This window comes from Pseudomonas sp. TE3899 (assembly GCF_056279105.1).
Genome location: NZ_JBWBQR010000001.1, coordinates 1,886,795 through 1,902,672, shown reverse-complemented (window position 1 = coordinate 1,902,672; position 15,878 = coordinate 1,886,795). Strand labels below are relative to the sequence as shown.

At 64.2% G+C, this 15,878-nt stretch carries 12 protein-coding genes; all 12 read left to right on the top strand.

Annotated elements, in window-relative coordinates; all coding sequences use genetic code 11:
* Positions 1-2 precede the first annotated feature (2 nt).
* The 12 genes from gspK to ACZ89E_RS08355 all read left to right on the top strand — a co-directional run bounded on the left by gspK (position 3) and on the right by ACZ89E_RS08355 (position 15,743).
* On the top strand, positions 3-980 hold the full coding sequence (gene gspK / locus ACZ89E_RS08410) for a type II secretion system minor pseudopilin GspK (protein ID WP_476255355.1): 978 nt from the start codon (positions 3-5) through the stop codon (positions 978-980).
* Positions 977-2,143 (top strand): type II secretion system protein GspL, encoded by a 1,167-nt coding sequence (gene gspL, locus ACZ89E_RS08405; RefSeq protein WP_476255354.1) that lies wholly within the window; start codon positions 977-979, stop codon positions 2,141-2,143. Before gspK ends, gspL begins: the two co-directional genes overlap by 4 nt.
* Complete coding sequence (gspM, locus tag ACZ89E_RS08400; protein ID WP_476255353.1) at positions 2,136-2,660, top strand: type II secretion system protein GspM; 525 nt, start codon at positions 2,136-2,138, stop codon at positions 2,658-2,660. The genes gspL and gspM overlap by 8 nt, the downstream gene beginning before the upstream one ends.
* On the top strand, positions 2,657-5,035 hold the full coding sequence (gspD, locus tag ACZ89E_RS08395) for a type II secretion system secretin GspD (protein ID WP_476255352.1): 2,379 nt from the start codon (positions 2,657-2,659) through the stop codon (positions 5,033-5,035). The genes gspM and gspD overlap by 4 nt, the downstream gene beginning before the upstream one ends.
* Positions 5,036-5,210: 175 nt before the next feature.
* Positions 5,211-6,629, top strand: a complete 1,419-nt coding sequence (gene gspE / locus ACZ89E_RS08390) for a type II secretion system ATPase GspE (RefSeq protein ID WP_476255351.1) — start codon at positions 5,211-5,213, stop codon at positions 6,627-6,629.
* Positions 6,629-7,840 carry a type II secretion system inner membrane protein GspF gene (gspF, locus tag ACZ89E_RS08385; RefSeq protein ID WP_476255350.1) on the top strand — a complete coding sequence of 404 codons (1,212 nt, stop codon included), beginning with the start codon at positions 6,629-6,631 and terminating at the stop codon, positions 7,838-7,840. Before gspE ends, gspF begins: the two co-directional genes overlap by 1 nt.
* A 199-nt stretch (positions 7,841-8,039) precedes the next feature.
* Positions 8,040-9,308, top strand: a complete 1,269-nt coding sequence (locus ACZ89E_RS08380) for a cytochrome c (RefSeq protein ID WP_476255349.1) — start codon at positions 8,040-8,042, stop codon at positions 9,306-9,308.
* Positions 9,305-9,769 (top strand): (2Fe-2S)-binding protein, encoded by a 465-nt coding sequence (locus ACZ89E_RS08375; RefSeq protein WP_149658222.1) that lies wholly within the window; start codon positions 9,305-9,307, stop codon positions 9,767-9,769. The genes ACZ89E_RS08380 and ACZ89E_RS08375 overlap by 4 nt, the downstream gene beginning before the upstream one ends.
* Positions 9,766-12,021 carry a xanthine dehydrogenase family protein molybdopterin-binding subunit gene (locus ACZ89E_RS08370; RefSeq protein ID WP_476255348.1) on the top strand — a complete coding sequence of 752 codons (2,256 nt, stop codon included), beginning with the start codon at positions 9,766-9,768 and terminating at the stop codon, positions 12,019-12,021. Before ACZ89E_RS08375 ends, ACZ89E_RS08370 begins: the two co-directional genes overlap by 4 nt.
* Positions 12,022-12,063: 42 nt before the next feature.
* Positions 12,064-12,972, top strand: coding sequence for a LysR family transcriptional regulator (locus ACZ89E_RS08365; protein ID WP_149658220.1), 909 nt, complete (start codon positions 12,064-12,066; stop codon positions 12,970-12,972).
* Positions 12,973-13,079: 107 nt separating this feature from the next.
* A complete protein-coding gene (locus tag ACZ89E_RS08360) occupies positions 13,080-14,210 on the top strand; it encodes an alkene reductase (protein ID WP_476255347.1) in 1,131 nt (376 codons plus the stop codon).
* Between the two features lie 372 nt (positions 14,211-14,582).
* Positions 14,583-15,743: a substrate-binding domain-containing protein gene (locus ACZ89E_RS08355; RefSeq protein WP_476255346.1), complete on the top strand. Its 1,161-nt coding sequence runs from the start codon at positions 14,583-14,585 to the stop codon at positions 15,741-15,743.
* Positions 15,744-15,878: the final 135 nt, after the last annotated feature.

Genomic DNA, 15,878 nt, shown 5'->3' with positions numbered 1-15,878 from the left:
GCATGAAAGCCTATTCGCTGACAGCAGCGAAGCAGCGCGGCATGGCGATCATCAGCGCCTTGCTGATCGCGGCGGTGGTGGCGGTGATCGCCGGGGGCATGCTGACGCGCCAGACCGTGTTCACCCGCAGCCTGGAAGCCGAACAGGCGCGGGTCCAGGGCGCCTGGGTGCTCGATGGCGGGATCGAAATCAGCCGCCAGTTGCTGCGGGATGCGCGCCAGCGTGATCCGCTGACCCGACGGGATCAGCCTTGGGCCCAACCCATCGTCACGAAGATTGCGACCCGCACCTTCGACGGCCACCTGGAAGACGAGCAGGGCAAGTTCAACCTGCGCAACCTGATCGCCAACGAACGGATCGATGACGAGCAACTGCGCAACTTCCAGCGTTTGTGCGAACTGATCGGGGTCAACTCGACCTTGAGCCAGCGCATCAGCCAACGGGTCATCGCGGCGTATCCGCGACTACTCAATCCCGGATTGGCCGACAAAGCCCCGGCCAGCAGCGGCCTCAACAGCGGTCGCGCCACCTCACCGAATGCCGTGCGCAAACCCGAAGCGGCCAAGCGCCCGATGTTGCGCAGCGTCGAGGATTTGCGCGGTGTCGAGGGCGTTACCGAGACGCTGCTGGCCAAGATCAGCCCCTTTATCACCATTCTGCCGGCCAATACCTGGCTCAACGGCAACACCGCCAGCGCCCAGGTGTTGGCGGCGTATGTGCCGGGGCTGTCGATCGAACGGGCCCAGGCCCTGGTCGCCGAGCGCGATGGCGGGCAGTGGTTTATCAATCGCGGGGACTTCGTCAATCGCCTGCGCATGCCTGAACTGGAGTTGACGACGATCAAGGTCGGCATCACCAGCGACTGGTTCCGGCTGCGTGGCCAGGCACGCAACGACCGTCAGCGGGTCAGCCTCGACGCGTTGTTGCGCCGAACCGAAGACCGTTTGCCCCAGGTGATCTGGTCGCGGGTGGGCGTATGAGCCAGTTGCGCGTTGCCTTGCCGCCCTTGGCGCAATTGACCCTCGACAGCGTCGTGACCTTCACCCGGATGGATCGCCAGGGTCAGGTCACGGCCGAGGGGCAGAGCACGTTGCTGCAACTGGGCGGCAACGGTAAAACCCCGGCCATCGCGTTTTTCCTGCATCCCCGGGACAGCCTGCTGGCGAGTATCGAGCTGCCGCTGCTGCCTCCGGCGAAAACCGCGGCGGCGGTGCAGTGCGCGGCGCAGTCGCTGATCCTTGGTGCCTGCGAGCAGATGCACATCGCCCACAGCCCGCGTGATGCCCAGGGCCGGGTGCATATCGCCTGGTTGTCGCGGCAATGGTTGAGCGAATTCGGCCAGTTGCTGCGCCTGGCGCGCTTGACCCTGCGCGGGGTGTACCCGGCCGCCTATGGGTTGCCGGTCAACAGCGCGGGGCTCTACGAGGAGCATTTGCTGGTGCGCCATAGCCTGGAGCATGCCGTGGTGCATCCGCATTTCGACGACGCCCTGAGCGATCTGTTGCTGGAAGCCGGCAGCGGTTTGCAGTGGCTTGGGGGCGCAGCACCGGAAGGAATGGCCAACCGTTTGCCCGAGACGCAACGCTGGACCGGCCCGTTGCCCGGTTGGGGCCTGCACGGCGGTGTGCAGCAACGCAGCACCAGTCAAGCGGGTTGGGGCAGGGCGGCGGCGTTTTGCGCGGTGGCGCTGGCGGTCTGGGTTCTGGGTCTGAACCTGTACGCCGCCCGTGAAGCGGCGCAGGGGCAACAGCTGAAGGCGCAGATGACGCAGCGGGTGAAACAGGCGTTTCCCGAGTTGCCGGTGATTCTCAACCCGCTGCAACAGGCTCGCCAGCAACTGACCGCGCGCCAGGCCAATGCGGCGACCGACGCCACCCAGCGTTTCGCCAGCCTGGTCCTGCAAGCGGGCAGCGGCATGCCGTTCATGGCCGGCAGCGTGCAAAGCCTGGTGTTCGAAAACGGTGAGCTGCAACTGACGCTGCTGGAGGATGCGCGGCGCAACACGTCCGACAAGACCTGGCAAACCGCACTGACCCAGGCTGGCATTGCGGTCCACGCGACTGATCAGGGTTGGACGTTGAGTCCGGCCATCGAATCAACCGCCAGTGAAGATGACACCCGCACTGGAGCCGACGATGAATAAGCAATCGCTGAGGCTGTTCCGTGCTCGATCACAGGTGTTTTGGCAAGCCCTGGCCCTGCGGGAAAAACGCATGGTCGCGGGCACGGCGCTGGTACTCGGCGGCCTGTTGACCTGGCTGCTGCTGATCCAGCCGCCGCTGAAAAAAATCGAGGCCTGGCAGGTCGAGACCCCCAAGCTGCGCTCGCAGAACGAAGCGCTGGAGCAGTTGCTGCGCGAAGTCGCCACGGCGCCGGCCGGGCAGAGCCTGGAACAGTCTCTGCACCAGGCGCTCGATGCCGGGGGCCTGGCCGGGCGCTACCAGTTGCAGGCACTGGACGCGGGCTGGCAGTTGACGTTCGAAGACGCCCCGGCCGATGCGGTGATCGGTTGGCTGGTGGGCAACCCGAGGCAGTTTTCTCTTGAAGTGGTCGAGGCTCGTTTGCAGCGTGGAGGCGAGGCCACGACCGATGACACGGCAGGCACTCTGTCGGGAACCGTTCGCATGGATCAGGCGCTGGGCGCTAAGGAAGCTTCATGAAGTGGTCAGGTTCCAACTATGTACGCAAGTCGGCCCGCAGCGCTGCGCCGTTTCTGTTGCTGGCGTTGGGAGCGTGCAGCAATACCGGACCGAATCCGCCGCCCTTGCTGGTGGACAGTGAGCTCGGCCGACCCCTGGCCAACACCCAGCGCAGCGGTGATGCACTGGTGGATCGGCAACGGGCCCAGACGCAGATCGAACAGCAACCGCGCCCACAGCACAAAATCTCCAATCCTGGCCGCAGCGGCGCGGCCAGTCGCGGGAGTACGCTGCCGGGCAATCCGCTGGGGGATCAGCCGGTCACCTTGAACTTCGTCGAGGCCGACATTCAAGCCGTGGTGCGGGCATTGTCCCGTTCCACCGGGCAGCAGTTTCTGGTCGACCCTCGGGTCAAGGGCAACCTGACCCTCGTGTCCGAAGGCCAGGTCCCGGCCCGTCAGGCCTATGACATGCTGCTGGCGGCCTTGCGCATGCAGGGCTTCAGCGTGGTCGATGTCGGCGGCGTCGCCCAGGTGGTGCCGGAGGCCGATGCCAAATTACTCGGCGGGCCGATCTACAGAGCCGACAAACCGGCCGGCAACGGCATGCTCACCCGCACCTTTCGCCTGCAATATGAAAACGCGGTGAACCTGATCCCGGTGCTGCGCCCGATCGTCTCGCCGAACAACCCGATCAACGCCTACCCCGGCAACAACACCATCGTGATCACCGACTACGCCGAGAACCTGACGCGGGTGGCGCAGATCATCGAAGGCATCGACACCCCGAGCGCCATCGACACCGATGTGGTGCAGATCCAGAACGGCATCGCGGTGGACATCGCCGGCATGGTCTCGGAACTGTTGGAGCAACCGGGCAACGACCCGACCCAGAAGATCTCGGTGATCGGCGACCCGCGCTCCAACGCGATCATCATTCGCGCCGGCAGCCCGGAGCGCACGGAGCTGGCGCGCAACCTGATCTACAAACTCGACAACGCCCAAAGCAACCCGAGCAACCTGCACGTGGTGTACCTGCGCAATGCCCAGGCGGCGAAACTGGCCCAGGCCCTGCGCGGTTTGCTCACCGGGGAAAGCGACAGCGGCGGCAGCGACTCCGCGCGTTCGGTGCTCAGTGCCATGGGCGGCGACAATGCCAGTGGTGGGCAGAACGGCCAGAGCCAGGGCAACACCAGCCAGACCTCGACCTCCGGCACCAGCACCAGCGGGGGCAACGGTTACGCCCAGGGCGCCAGCAGTTCGGGCACTCAAAGCGGTGCTCAGCAGGCCGACCAGAGCGTCGCTTTCAGCGCTGGCGGCGTGACCATCCAGGCGGACGCGACCACCAACACCTTGCTGATTTCCGCGCCGGACCCGCTGTACCGCAACCTGCGGGAAGTCATCGACATGCTCGACCAGCGTCGCGCCCAAGTGGTGATCGAAAGCCTGATCGTCGAAGTCGGCGAAGACGATGCCAATGAATTTGGCGTGCAGTGGCAGACCGGCAACCTGGCCGGCAACGGGGTGATTGGCGGGGCGAACCTGGGGGGCAGCGGCTTCAAGGCCGGCGGCAAGACCAGCGTCGACGTGTTGCCCGCGGGCTTGAGCGTCGGCTTCCTCAATGGCACCGTCGACATCCCCGGCATCGGCAAGGTCATGGACTTGAAAGTGCTGGCCCATGCGCTCAAGAGCAAGGGCGGCACCAATGTGCTGTCGACGCCGAACCTGCTGACCCTGGACAACGAAGCGGCGAGCATTTTCGTCGGGCAGACCATTCCGTTTGTCAGCGGCAGTTACGTGACCGGTGGTGGCGGCACCAGCAACAACCCATTCCAGACCGTGACCCGGGAAGAGGTCGGCTTGAAGCTCAACGTGCGCCCGCAAATTTCCGAGGGCGGCACGGTCAAGCTCGATATCTATCAGGAAGTCAGCAGCATCGACGAGCGCGCCTCCAACAGCGTGACCGCCGCGGGCATCGTCACTAACAAACGGGCGATCGACACCAGCATCCTGCTCGATGACGGGCAGATCATGGTCCTCGGCGGCTTGCTGCAAGACGGTTACAGCCAGAGCAATGACGCGGTGCCGTGGCTATCGAGCATCCCGGGGCTGGGCGCGCTGTTTCGCAACGAACGCCGGGCGACCACCAAGACCAACCTGATGGTGTTCCTGCGCCCGTACATCATTCGCGACAGTGGCGCCGGGCGCGCCATCACCCTCAACCGCTACGACTTCATGCGCCGCGCCCAGGGCGGGCTGCAACCGGAACGCAGCTGGGCGATGCCGGACATGCAAGCGCCGCAATTACCAGCGGCGGCCCAAGGCGTGCCGGCGGTGAGTACACAACCAAGGGCGACGATTCGGGCGGTGCCGACTGGCGCAGGGACAGTGCAATGATCCCCGTGGTGAAGGGACTTTATGTGGCGAGGGGGCTTGCCCCCGTTCGGCTTCGCAGCAGCCGCAATACCCATGCCTGCGGTGTATCAGGAGAAATGGGGGGGCGGGATTTGGGGCCGCTTCGCAGCCCAACGGGGGCAAGCCCCCTCGCCACAAGGATAGAGGGGCATTCACCATGAGTGCCTTGCCCTACGCCTGGGCCAAGGCCCAACGCATCCTGCTGCGCAATGCCGACGACGGCGCGGTGTTGACGGTGTGCCCTTCGACGCCAGGCTGGTCGATCAGCGAAGTGCATCGGCAGTTCGGCCCGGCGCGGTTGGAGCGGGTGCGCGATGAAGAGCTCGACGGCTTGCTCGCCAGTGCCTACGCCGACACCGGCAGCGCGGCGGCGGTGGTCGGGGCGGCGGAGAATGAGGTCGATCTGGATCGGCTGATGCAGGACATCCCGGAAATTACCGACCTGCTGGACACCCAGGACGGCGCGCCGGTGATCCGCATGATCAACGCCTTGCTCACCCAGGCGGCGCGGGACGAGGCCAGCGACATTCACATCGAACCCTACGAAAGCCATTCGGTGGTGCGCTACCGGGTCGACGGCACCCTGCGCGACGTGGTGTCGCCGCGCAAGGCGTTGCACGGGGCGCTGGTGTCGCGGATCAAGATCATGGCGCAACTCGACATCGCCGAAAAACGCCTGCCCCAGGACGGCCGTATCGCCTTGCGCGTGGCCGGGCGGCCGATTGATATTCGCGTGTCCACGGTGCCCACCGGTCACGGCGAGCGCGTGGTCATGCGCCTGCTCGACAAACAGGCCGGGCGCCTGCAACTGGAAACCCTCGGCATGGACCCGAAGGTACTGGCCAAACTCGACACCTTGATCCGCCAGCCCCACGGCATCGTGCTGGTGACCGGGCCCACGGGCAGCGGCAAAACCACCAGCCTCTATGCGGCGCTGGCACGGCTGGACGCCAGCACCAGCAACATCCTCACTGTCGAAGACCCGGTGGAATACGACTTGCCGGGCATCAGCCAGATCCAGGTCAACGCCAAGATCGACATGACCTTTGCCCTGGCCTTGCGCGCCATCCTGCGCCAGGACCCGGACATCATCATGATCGGTGAAATCCGCGACCTCGAAACCGCGCAAATCGCGGTGCAGGCCTCGCTCACCGGGCACCTGGTGCTGGCGACGCTGCACACCAACGATGCAGTGTCGGCGGTCAACCGTTTGATCGACATGGGCGTCGAGCCGTTTCTGCTGGCGTCGTCGATGCTTGGGGTGTTGGCGCAACGTTTGGTCCGACGCCTGTGCAATCACTGCAAACAGGAAGACCCGGCCACCCCGGGCACCTGGCGACCGGTCGGTTGCGCAGCCTGCAACCACACCGGCTACAGCGGCCGTACCGGCATTCATGAGTTGTTCTGCATCGACGACGACATCCGCACGCTGATCCACCAGGGCGCGGGCGAACAGGCGCTGCGGGCGGCGGCCCGTGAGGCGGGCATGTTCAGCATGCGCGAGGACGGCGAACGCTGGGTGAGCAGCGGCGCCACCGCGCCGGAAGAAATCCTTCGTGTTACACGGGACGCCTGATGAATCGCTACCGTTTTGAAGCCGCCGACGCCACGGGCAAGATCGAGGTCGGGCACCTGGAAGCCGACAGCCAGAGCGCGGCGTTCGGTGTGTTGCGCAGTCGCGGCCTGACCGCGTTGCTGGTGCAAATCGAAAACAACACGCCGGCCGGGTCGGGCGGTGGAATGTTCAGCGCCAAGCTCTCGGACAACGACCTGGCCTGGGCCACCCGGCAACTGGCAAGCCTGCTCGGCGCCAGCCTGCCGCTGGAGGCGGCGTTGAGCGCCACGGTGGAGCAAGCGGAAAAAACACACATCGCCCAGACCCTGAGCGCGGTGCGTGCCGATGTGCGCAGCGGCATGCGCCTGGCCGAGGCGTTGGCCGCGCGGCCCCGGGACTTTCCGGAAATCTACCGCGCATTGATTGCGGCGGGGGAAGAGTCCGGCGACCTGGCCCAGGTCATGGAACGGTTGGCCGACTACATCGAAGAACGCAACAACCTGCGGGGCAAGATCCTCACCGCATTCATCTATCCCGGGGTGGTCGGGCTGGTGTCGATCGCCATCGTGATCTTTCTCCTCAGCTACGTGGTGCCGCAGGTGGTCAGCGCGTTTTCCCAGGCCCGTCAGGACCTGCCGGGGCTGACCCTGGCGATGCTCAATGCCAGTGACTTTATTCGGGGTTGGGGCTGGTTGTGTTTCAGCGTCATGGCCGGCAGCTTCTGGGGCTGGCGCTTGTATTTGCGCAACCCGCAGGCGCGATTGAACTGGCACAGCCGCATCCTGCGCTTGCCATTGTTCGGGCGTTTTGTGTTGGGGTTGAACACCGCGCGGTTCGCCTCGACCCTGGCGATTCTCGGCGGTGCCGGGGTGCCATTGTTGCGGGCGCTGGAAGCGGCGCGCCAGACCCTGTCCAACGACCGCCTGAGCCTGAGTGTCAACGATGCCACGGCCAAGGTTCGCGAAGGGGTCAACCTGGCGGCGGCGTTGCGCGTCGAGAAAGTCTTCCCGCCGGTGCTGATCCACCTGATCGCCAGCGGCGAGAAAACCGGCTCGCTGCCACCGATGCTCGAACGCGCCGCGCAAACCCTGTCCCGGGACATCGAGCGCCGGGCCATGGGCATGACCGCGTTGCTCGAACCCTTGATGATCGTGGTCATGGGCGCGGTGGTGCTGGTGATTGTGATGGCGGTGTTGTTGCCGATCATCGAGATCAACCAACTGGTGCAGTAACGCGCTCGATGAGCACGGCTGTACAAGACAACCCGCGCTTCACTCCCTAGATTCACCCTTTGCCTGCCTGCTTTGAAATAGGCCTGTTGCGCACGGCGCAATGCTGTGTTGCGCCGCGGCCCGATTTCGCCATGGGCGAGCGTTGCGTAACGTGCTCGCCAGGCCGTATCGCACAAGCACACGACGCAAGGGGAAGACGATGGAGCGCAAGACGCTTTATGGCGCAGGACTGTTGGTGGTGGTCGCCGGGCTGGTGTTTTGTGGCGTGATGATGTGGCGGCCCGCCATTGCCCCGCTGACGCAACCCGCCGTCAGCGACAAGCTCAGTGCCAGCCGAGGCGCTCGGGTGGTGGAGCAGGGCGATTGTGCCGTCTGCCACACGCGCCCCGGCGGCGCGTACATGGCTGGCGGGTTGCCGCTGGTAACGCCGTTCGGCACGTTGTACACCACCAACATCACCCCGGATCGTGACACCGGCATTGGCCTGTGGTCCGAATCCGCTTTCACCCGGGCGATGCGCAAAGGCATTGCCCGGGATGGGCATTTTCTCTACCCGGCATTCCCCTACGTGCATTACCGTAAGATGACCGATCAAGACATCGCCGATGCCTATGCCTTTCTCATGAGCGTCGATCCGGTGCACGCGGTGGCGCCGGACAATCACATGATGTTCCCGATGAATTTCCGGCCCTTGGTGTCGTTCTGGAATCTGCTGTTCCTGCACGGCGACCCGCCCCGGGATGATCCGGCGCAATCACCTGCATGGAACCGTGGACGTTACCTGGTGGACGGCGCCGGGCATTGCTCCTCCTGCCATTCGCCGCTCAATTTGATAGGTGGCGAGAAGGGCAGCGAGCTGCTCAACGGCGGCCTCGTCGATGGCTGGCATGCACCGCCCCTCAATGGCATGGCGACGGCCGCGAACCCCTGGAACCAGACACAACTGGTCGCCTACCTGCGTGGCGAGGTCGCCAGCGAACATGGTGGTGCGGCGGGGCCGATGCTGCCGGTGAGTTTGAGCCTGGCGCAAGTCCCGGTCGACGACGTCAAGGCCATCGCCGATTACCTGTTGAGTGTGCAACGCACTGCCGAGGCGCCGCAGCCGTGCCAAACCCTGAAGCCAGAAGCGCCACAGGCCAGTGCAGGCGCCGCAATCTTTGCCGGCGCCTGTGCCAGTTGCCACGGTGCCGGCGCACCGATGCGCGCGGTCGATAGCCGGCCCGGCCTGGCGATGACCTCGGCGTTGCAGGCGGACGATCCGCGCAACCTGATCAAGACCGTGCTCGAAGGCATTCCCTTGTCCACGGGCACCACCAGCCATTACATGCCCGCATTCGCCGACAGCCTGGACGATGCTCATCTGGTGGCCCTCGCGCAGTACTTGCGCGGGCAAAGCTGTGCGAACCGGCCTTGGGCCGATCTGGGCAAAACCGTCACCACCATTCGCAGCGAAGGCCAACCGAAATGATTACCCTGAACGTCAACGGTGCCGATCATCATCTGGACATCGACCCGGACATGCCGCTGCTCTACGCGCTGCGCAATCATCTGCAACTCAATGGCGCCAAATATGGCTGCGGCCTCGGGCAGTGCGGCGCCTGCACGGTGATGCTCGGTGACAAACCGGTGTTCTCGTGTCTGGTGCCAGCGATTGTCGCGACGGGGAAACCGGTGCGCACGGTCGAAAGCCTGGGCAGTGCCGATGAACCCGGCCCGCTGCAAAAAGCCTTTATCGATCAGCAAGCGGCACAGTGCGGTTACTGCATCGCCGGGATGATCATGCGCGCCCAGGCTTTGCTGGAAGTAAACCCCACACCGGACGAGCAGCAGATTCGCGAGCACATGGCGCCCAACCTGTGCCGTTGCGGCACCCATGTGCGGATTCTCGCGGCGATCAAAGCCGTCGTCGCCAGTGAGGTGAAACCATGAAAAACCCGGCGGATGCTTTTGATCCGAGTCGCCGTTCCTTCCTCATCAACGGGGCGCTGGTGGTGGGTTTCGCCCTGGTGCCGGGGGCTCGCCACGCCTTTGCCGACACCGAGGTCGATACCCTGGGCACCACCGTGCTGGCGCCGGATCTGCCGGGCAGCCTCAGGACCAATCCGTATCTGGATGCCTGGATTCGTATCGATGCCCAGGACGGCATCACGGTCTACACCGGCAAGGTCGAACTGGGTACCGGGGTCAAGACCGCGCTGTTGCAGATTGCGGCCGAACGGCTGGAGGTTGTGCCGGCGTCGATTCGCTTTCTCACCGCGGACACGGCGCTGACGCCGAACGAAGGGTATACGGCGGGCAGCCACTCGATCTTCGACAGTGGCACGGCGCTGTTCAACGCGGCGGCTCAAGTGCGTCAATTGCTGCTGGAGTCGGCGGCGCGACAGTGGCAGCAGGAGGTGAGCACACTGCGCACCCGCGATGCCGTGATCCACGGTGCTGGCGGGCAGTCGATGAGCTATGTGCAGGCCGTTGCGGGCGTGCAATTACACCGTTACGCGGTGGCCAGTTCGCCGCTCAAGGCTGCGGATCAGTTCACCCAGATCGGCCATTCGCTGCCGCGTCTCGATATTCCGGGCAAGGTCAGCGGCGGTGCCAGTTACGTGCAGGACATGCGCCTGCCCGGCATGTTGCACGCACGGGTGATTCGCCCGCCGCGTCGGGGCAGCCAGTTACTGGACATCGATCAGGGCGCCATCGAGCAGATGCCGGGAGTGGTGAAACTGCTGCGCAATGGCAGCTACCTCGCAGTGGTCGCCCAGGATGAATGGCAGGCGATCAAGGCCATGCGTTCCGGCTACGCCAGTGCACGCTGGACCGAGGGCAATCCGCTGCCGGACTCGCAACACATCCACGAGTTGCTGACCCAGTTGCCGTCACGGCGTTATCCGGTGAGCAACAAAGGCGCGGTCACTCAGGCGTCCGGGCCGGTGTACAAGGCGCGGGTGACCAAGCAATACCTGATGCACGGCTCTATTGGTCCGTCCTGTGCGGTGGCGCTGTTCGAGGCCGGCGGGTTGACGGTCTGGACTCACACTCAGGGCGTTTACCCGTTGCGCGCCGGTATTGCGCAACTGCTGGGCCTGGCCCCGGAAAAGGTTCGCTGCATCCATGTCGAGGGCGCCGGTTGCTACGGGCATAACGGCGCCGACGATGCCGCTGCCGACGCCGCGTTGATCGCCATGGCCGTGCCGGGTAAACCGGTGCGGGTGCAATGGATGCGCGAGCAGGAAAACCTCTGGGAACCCTACAGCTCGGCGATGCTGACCGAACTTGAAGCCGGGCTGGACGCCAGCGGCAAGTTGCAGAACTGGAGCTACGAACTCTGGACCACGCCCCACAATGAACGCATCGTCAACGCCGGGCGACTACTGCCGGCGTGGCTGTTGGCCAAACCCTTTGCCCCGGCACCCTCGGTGCCCATCGCCCAACCGGAAGGCGATGGCGATCGCAACGCAGTACCGCTCTACGACATCCCCAACAGCCAGATCAACATGAACTTCCTGCTGCAGATGCCCTTCAGAACATCGGCCATGCGCTCCCTGGGCGCGCACATCAATGTGTTTGCCATCGAAGCGGCGATGGATGAACTGGCGGCGCGATCGGGGCAGGATCCGCTGCAATTTCGCTTGCAGCATTTGACCGATCCCCGGGCCCAGGCTGTGATCAAGCGAGTGGCACAGGCATTCGCCTGGCCCCACAAGGCACCCGGGCCGGGGAGTGGCATCGGCTTCGCCTTCGCCCGCTACAAGAACATCATGGGTTACTGCGCCATTGCCGTGCAGTTGCACGTGCAGCGCCAGACCGGTGAAGTGGTGATCGACCGGGTGGTGACGGCGGTGGATGTGGGACAAATCGTCAGCCCGGATGGCCTGCGCAATCAGGTCGAAGGCGGGATCATCCAGTCGGCCAGTTGGACCCTGTATGAGCAGGTGGAATACGATCCGCAAGGTGTGCGCAGCTACGACTGGAGCGGTTACCCGATCATCCGTTTCCCGGCGCTGCCGCGTCAGGTCGATGTGCATTTGCTCGATCAGCCGGGTGAGGCCTTTCTCGGGGCGGCGGAAATTGTGCAAGGACCGATGGCGGCGGCGCTCGGCAACGCCATGGCCGACGCCACGGGCCAGCGTTTGCTGCACTTGCCTTTGGCCCGCAAGGGTTGGCACGAAGTACTGCGCGCATAACCCCCCTGCAAGAGGGTTGCGGTGAACCCATTAAGGAATGTCATGGACAAGCTGCTCGCAATGAAGATGTTCGTCCAGGCCGTAGACGCCAGGGGCTTCTCGTCCGCCGCCCGACAACTGGGCCTGGCGACGTCGTCCGTGACGCGGATGGTGGATGGGCTGGAGGCAGAATTGGGCACGGTGTTGCTTAACCGCTCCACCCGCCAAGTGACCTTGACCGACGCGGGCAGCGCTTACTATCGCAACGCGCGGGATATCTTGAACGCCGTGGCCGATGCTGACGCGGCGATCTCGGACCGGGGTGAGGAGCCCGCCGGACAATTGCGCATCTCGGTGCCGGTGGCTTTCGGCCGATGCCTGATCGCGCCGCACATCGCCACGCTGCTGGAGCGCTACCCGAAACTGGTGCTGGAGATGATCCTGTCGGATGAAATCGTCGACCTGCTGGGGGAGCGCATCGACCTGTCGATCCGCCTGGGCTCGGCAGCACCGATGGACGCGTTGATCAGCCGTCCCGTGGGGGCCTTTCGGCGTCGGGTGGTGGCCAGTGTCGGTTACCTTGATGCCGCCGGTTTTCCCGACCAGCCCATGGACCTCTTGCGCCATAAATGCCTGTGCTTCAGTTATGGCCTGCAACCACAGTACTGGACCTTTTTGGAGGCGGGGCAGGAGGTTCGCGTCCCGGTGGAAGGCCCGTTCAAGAGCAACAATGCCGAGGTCTTGCGCGAAGTGGTGCTGGGTGGCGGCGGGGTGGCGCTGTTGCCGGACTGGCTGGTTGACGAGGACATTCGTTGCGGGCGTCTGACGTCCCTGTTCGATGAGTTCGTGGTCAATCCCAATAGCGCCAGTTCGGCCATTTGCGCGCTGTACCTGCCCAATCACCGGGGCTCGAAACGGATCAACGCGTTTATTGATTTCCTCATCGAGTTGCTGCGGCGCGAGGGTGAATGACCCTGCGTTGCGTTTTGCGCAACGGGACATTGCGCGGGCGGTGGATTCTCTGAAAAGCCCAGGGTGACTACCTTGGGCGCCACAGACCTTCCACCCTTGAGACCGCCATGAACCCCAAGACCTCCCAGCGTGCCCACTTGTTTAGCCCACTCAAACTCGGCCAACTGAGCCTCGACCACCGCGTCGCCATGGCGCCCCTGACCCGTTCCCGGGCCGGCCAGCCCGGCAATGTACCGACGCCGATGAACGTCGAGTATTACCGTCAACGGGCCAGCGCCGCGTTGATCATCAGCGAGGCGACGCAAATTTCCCAGCAGGGCCAGGGCTATGCCTGGACGCCGGGTATCCACACCGACGCGCAGATCCGTGGCTGGAAAGCGGTCAGCGATGCGGTCCACGGCGAAGGCGGGCGCATGTTCCTGCAGCTGTGGCATGTGGGGCGAGTGTCGCACCCGGTGTTTCAGCCTGACGGTGGCCTGCCTGTGGCGCCGACCGCGCAACCGGTCCCCGGCAAGACCTTCATCCTCAATGAGCGGGGCGAAGGGGTCTGGGGCGATGTGCCGGTGCCGCAGGAGCTGGATGTTGCGGGTATCGAAGCGATCATCGCCGATTACCGCCAGGCTGCGCGCAATGCCTTGCTGGCGGGCATGGACGGCGTGGAAATCCATGCGGGCAATGGCTACCTGCTCGATCAGTTCATCAACAGCGCCAGCAACCAGCGCAGTGACAGCTATGGCGGCAGTATCGAAAACCGCGCGCGGCTGTTGCTTGAAGTCGTGGCGGCGGTGATCGAGGAAGTCGGGGCCGACCGCGTGGCGGTGCGCCTCACGCCGATGGGCCGCTTCATGGGCATGGGCGACGACACCCCGGAGCAGACCTTTGGCTACATCGTGTCCCGGCTCAATGAGTGGAACCTGGCGTACCTGCACCTGGTAGAACCGATGATGGTTGGTACCGTGCTGGATGAAGACACTGACCCACGCTGGGACGCGATCATCAAGCAACTGCGCCGGACGTTCAGCGGCGTGCTGATGCTGGCGGGCGGTTACAACGGCGACACCGCCGAGCAGGCCATCGCCGAGGGTCGCGCCGACCTGATTGCGTTCGGTCGCCCGTTCATTGCCAACCCGGATCTGCCGGCGCGCCTGCGGGACCGCACCGAGCTCAACCCGGCGGACGGTGCGAGCTTCTTTGGCGGTGATGCCAAGGGCTACATCGACTATCCCGCATTGGCGTAACCCGCGGGCAAAAATTGTTTCCACACTTTTATCAGCACCCGAGCGCTGGCTGAGCCATCCTCGGGTTCGCTGTTCTGTCATACGAAACCGTCCATCAACGACTGACCGTGGGCTCCAGCCGAGCTGACAGAACCCGGTCGAAAACCATCGCTGAAACGCCCGCCATACCCTGCGCAAACACCCGAGAAATTCTGCAAAAAACCCACGCCCGGCACCCGAGGTTTTTTCCTCTATCTGTCACTGGAAGCTGCGAACTTCTAACCCATGGCCTCACCCCGGACGACCTTCAGAGCAAGGCGAAGATTTGAGCGCCATGGCGTTATTAACGAGCACATCACACCCACGTATGAACACGACGAAAGGAGCTTCTTCATGTTTAAGCGCACTATGATCGCAGCCTCGTTGGCTGTTGCCGCACTGGCTTCCGCCCAATCCATGGCCGCTGTTGTCGGTGGCGGTGCAACCCTGCCGGAAAACCTCTACAACGGCACCTCGACCCTGCCACGCCTGCTGCCGACTGACTTCAGCTACACCGGTGTCGGCAGCGGCGCCGGCAAGACCGCTTTCCTGACCAACGCCCCGGCTTCGATCAACCAGCCTGCCGGCACCCCGGTGGATTTCGCCGGTAGCGACTCGGTGCTCAGCGCCACTGAACTGACCAACTACAACAACGCCAATGGCGCCGCGTTCGGCAAGCTGATCCAGGTGCCATCCGTGGGCACTTCGGTGACCATTCCATACAAACGTACCGGCGTGACGTCCCTGCAATTGACCGGCGCTCAGTTGTGCAACGTGTTCTCCGGCACCACCACGACCTGGGGCCAGTTGCTGGGCACGGCTGACACCACCGTGATCAAGGTGATCTACCGTTCCGGTTCCAGCGGTACCACTGAACTGTTGTCGCGCTTCCTCAACGATTCGTGCCCACTCAAGTTCGGCGTCAGCGGCACGTTCACTACCGCCAACATCGGTGCCGAGCCTGCCAACTGGCAAGCCGTGGCCACCAGTGCTGACGTCGTAGCCGCTGTAAACGCCAACGATGGCGCAATCGGTTATGTCAGCCCTGACTATGTCAACGCCAACAGCGCTGCCGTGGTCGCTCGCGTCAGCAAGCTGCCACTGGCTGCCGGCGTTGCCGCACCACTGCCGAACGCAACCAACACCCGCACCGCTTTGGGCACGGCACTCGCGCCGTCCACCAAGGCCGATCGCGCCAACCCGTTGAAGTGGGTACCTACTTTCGGTAGCGCTGCCACTGATACCGCTGTTCCAACCACGGGCTACCCAATCGTGGGCTACACCAACTTGCTCGTTGGCCAGTGCTACGCCACTGCCGCCGATGCCACCGCCGTGCGCAATTTCCTCAATGACCTGTACACCGGCACCAAGGCCTCTGTGATTGCCCAGCACTCCTTCGTCAGCCTGCCAACCGCGTTCGCTGCCGAAGTCAAGAAAACCTTCCTGGACGACACCTACGCCGAAGGCCTGAACATCGCCAACGTCAGCGTCTGCAACGGTGTTGGTCGTCCATAACCCAAGCGCCTGAAGTGACGTCGCCAAGGATCGGCGATGGCAATAACAATCGGCAGCGGCCTGTACGGCGCTGCCGATTTTTGCGTGGTGTGGCCCTGCCTTATCCCACCTATGTGAACTTTGCATGACAAGCGT

What these genes read in the sequence shown, in the direction of transcription:
- gspK (WP_476255355.1), top strand. Translation starts at nt 3, where the DNA reads ATGAAAGCCTATTCGCTGACAGCAGCGAAGCAGCGCGGCATGGCGATC.
- gspL (WP_476255354.1), top strand. Translation starts at nt 977, where the DNA reads ATGAGCCAGTTGCGCGTTGCCTTGCCGCCCTTGGCGCAATTGACCCTC.
- gspM (WP_476255353.1), top strand. Translation starts at nt 2,136, where the DNA reads ATGAATAAGCAATCGCTGAGGCTGTTCCGTGCTCGATCACAGGTGTTT.
- gspD (WP_476255352.1), top strand. Translation starts at nt 2,657, where the DNA reads ATGAAGTGGTCAGGTTCCAACTATGTACGCAAGTCGGCCCGCAGCGCT.
- gspE (WP_476255351.1), top strand. Translation starts at nt 5,211, where the DNA reads ATGAGTGCCTTGCCCTACGCCTGGGCCAAGGCCCAACGCATCCTGCTG.
- gspF (WP_476255350.1), top strand. Translation starts at nt 6,629, where the DNA reads ATGAATCGCTACCGTTTTGAAGCCGCCGACGCCACGGGCAAGATCGAG.
- ACZ89E_RS08380 (WP_476255349.1), top strand. Translation starts at nt 8,040, where the DNA reads ATGGAGCGCAAGACGCTTTATGGCGCAGGACTGTTGGTGGTGGTCGCC.
- ACZ89E_RS08375 (WP_149658222.1), top strand. Translation starts at nt 9,305, where the DNA reads ATGATTACCCTGAACGTCAACGGTGCCGATCATCATCTGGACATCGAC.
- ACZ89E_RS08370 (WP_476255348.1), top strand. Translation starts at nt 9,766, where the DNA reads ATGAAAAACCCGGCGGATGCTTTTGATCCGAGTCGCCGTTCCTTCCTC.
- ACZ89E_RS08365 (WP_149658220.1), top strand. Translation starts at nt 12,064, where the DNA reads ATGGACAAGCTGCTCGCAATGAAGATGTTCGTCCAGGCCGTAGACGCC.
- ACZ89E_RS08360 (WP_476255347.1), top strand. Translation starts at nt 13,080, where the DNA reads ATGAACCCCAAGACCTCCCAGCGTGCCCACTTGTTTAGCCCACTCAAA.
- ACZ89E_RS08355 (WP_476255346.1), top strand. Translation starts at nt 14,583, where the DNA reads ATGTTTAAGCGCACTATGATCGCAGCCTCGTTGGCTGTTGCCGCACTG.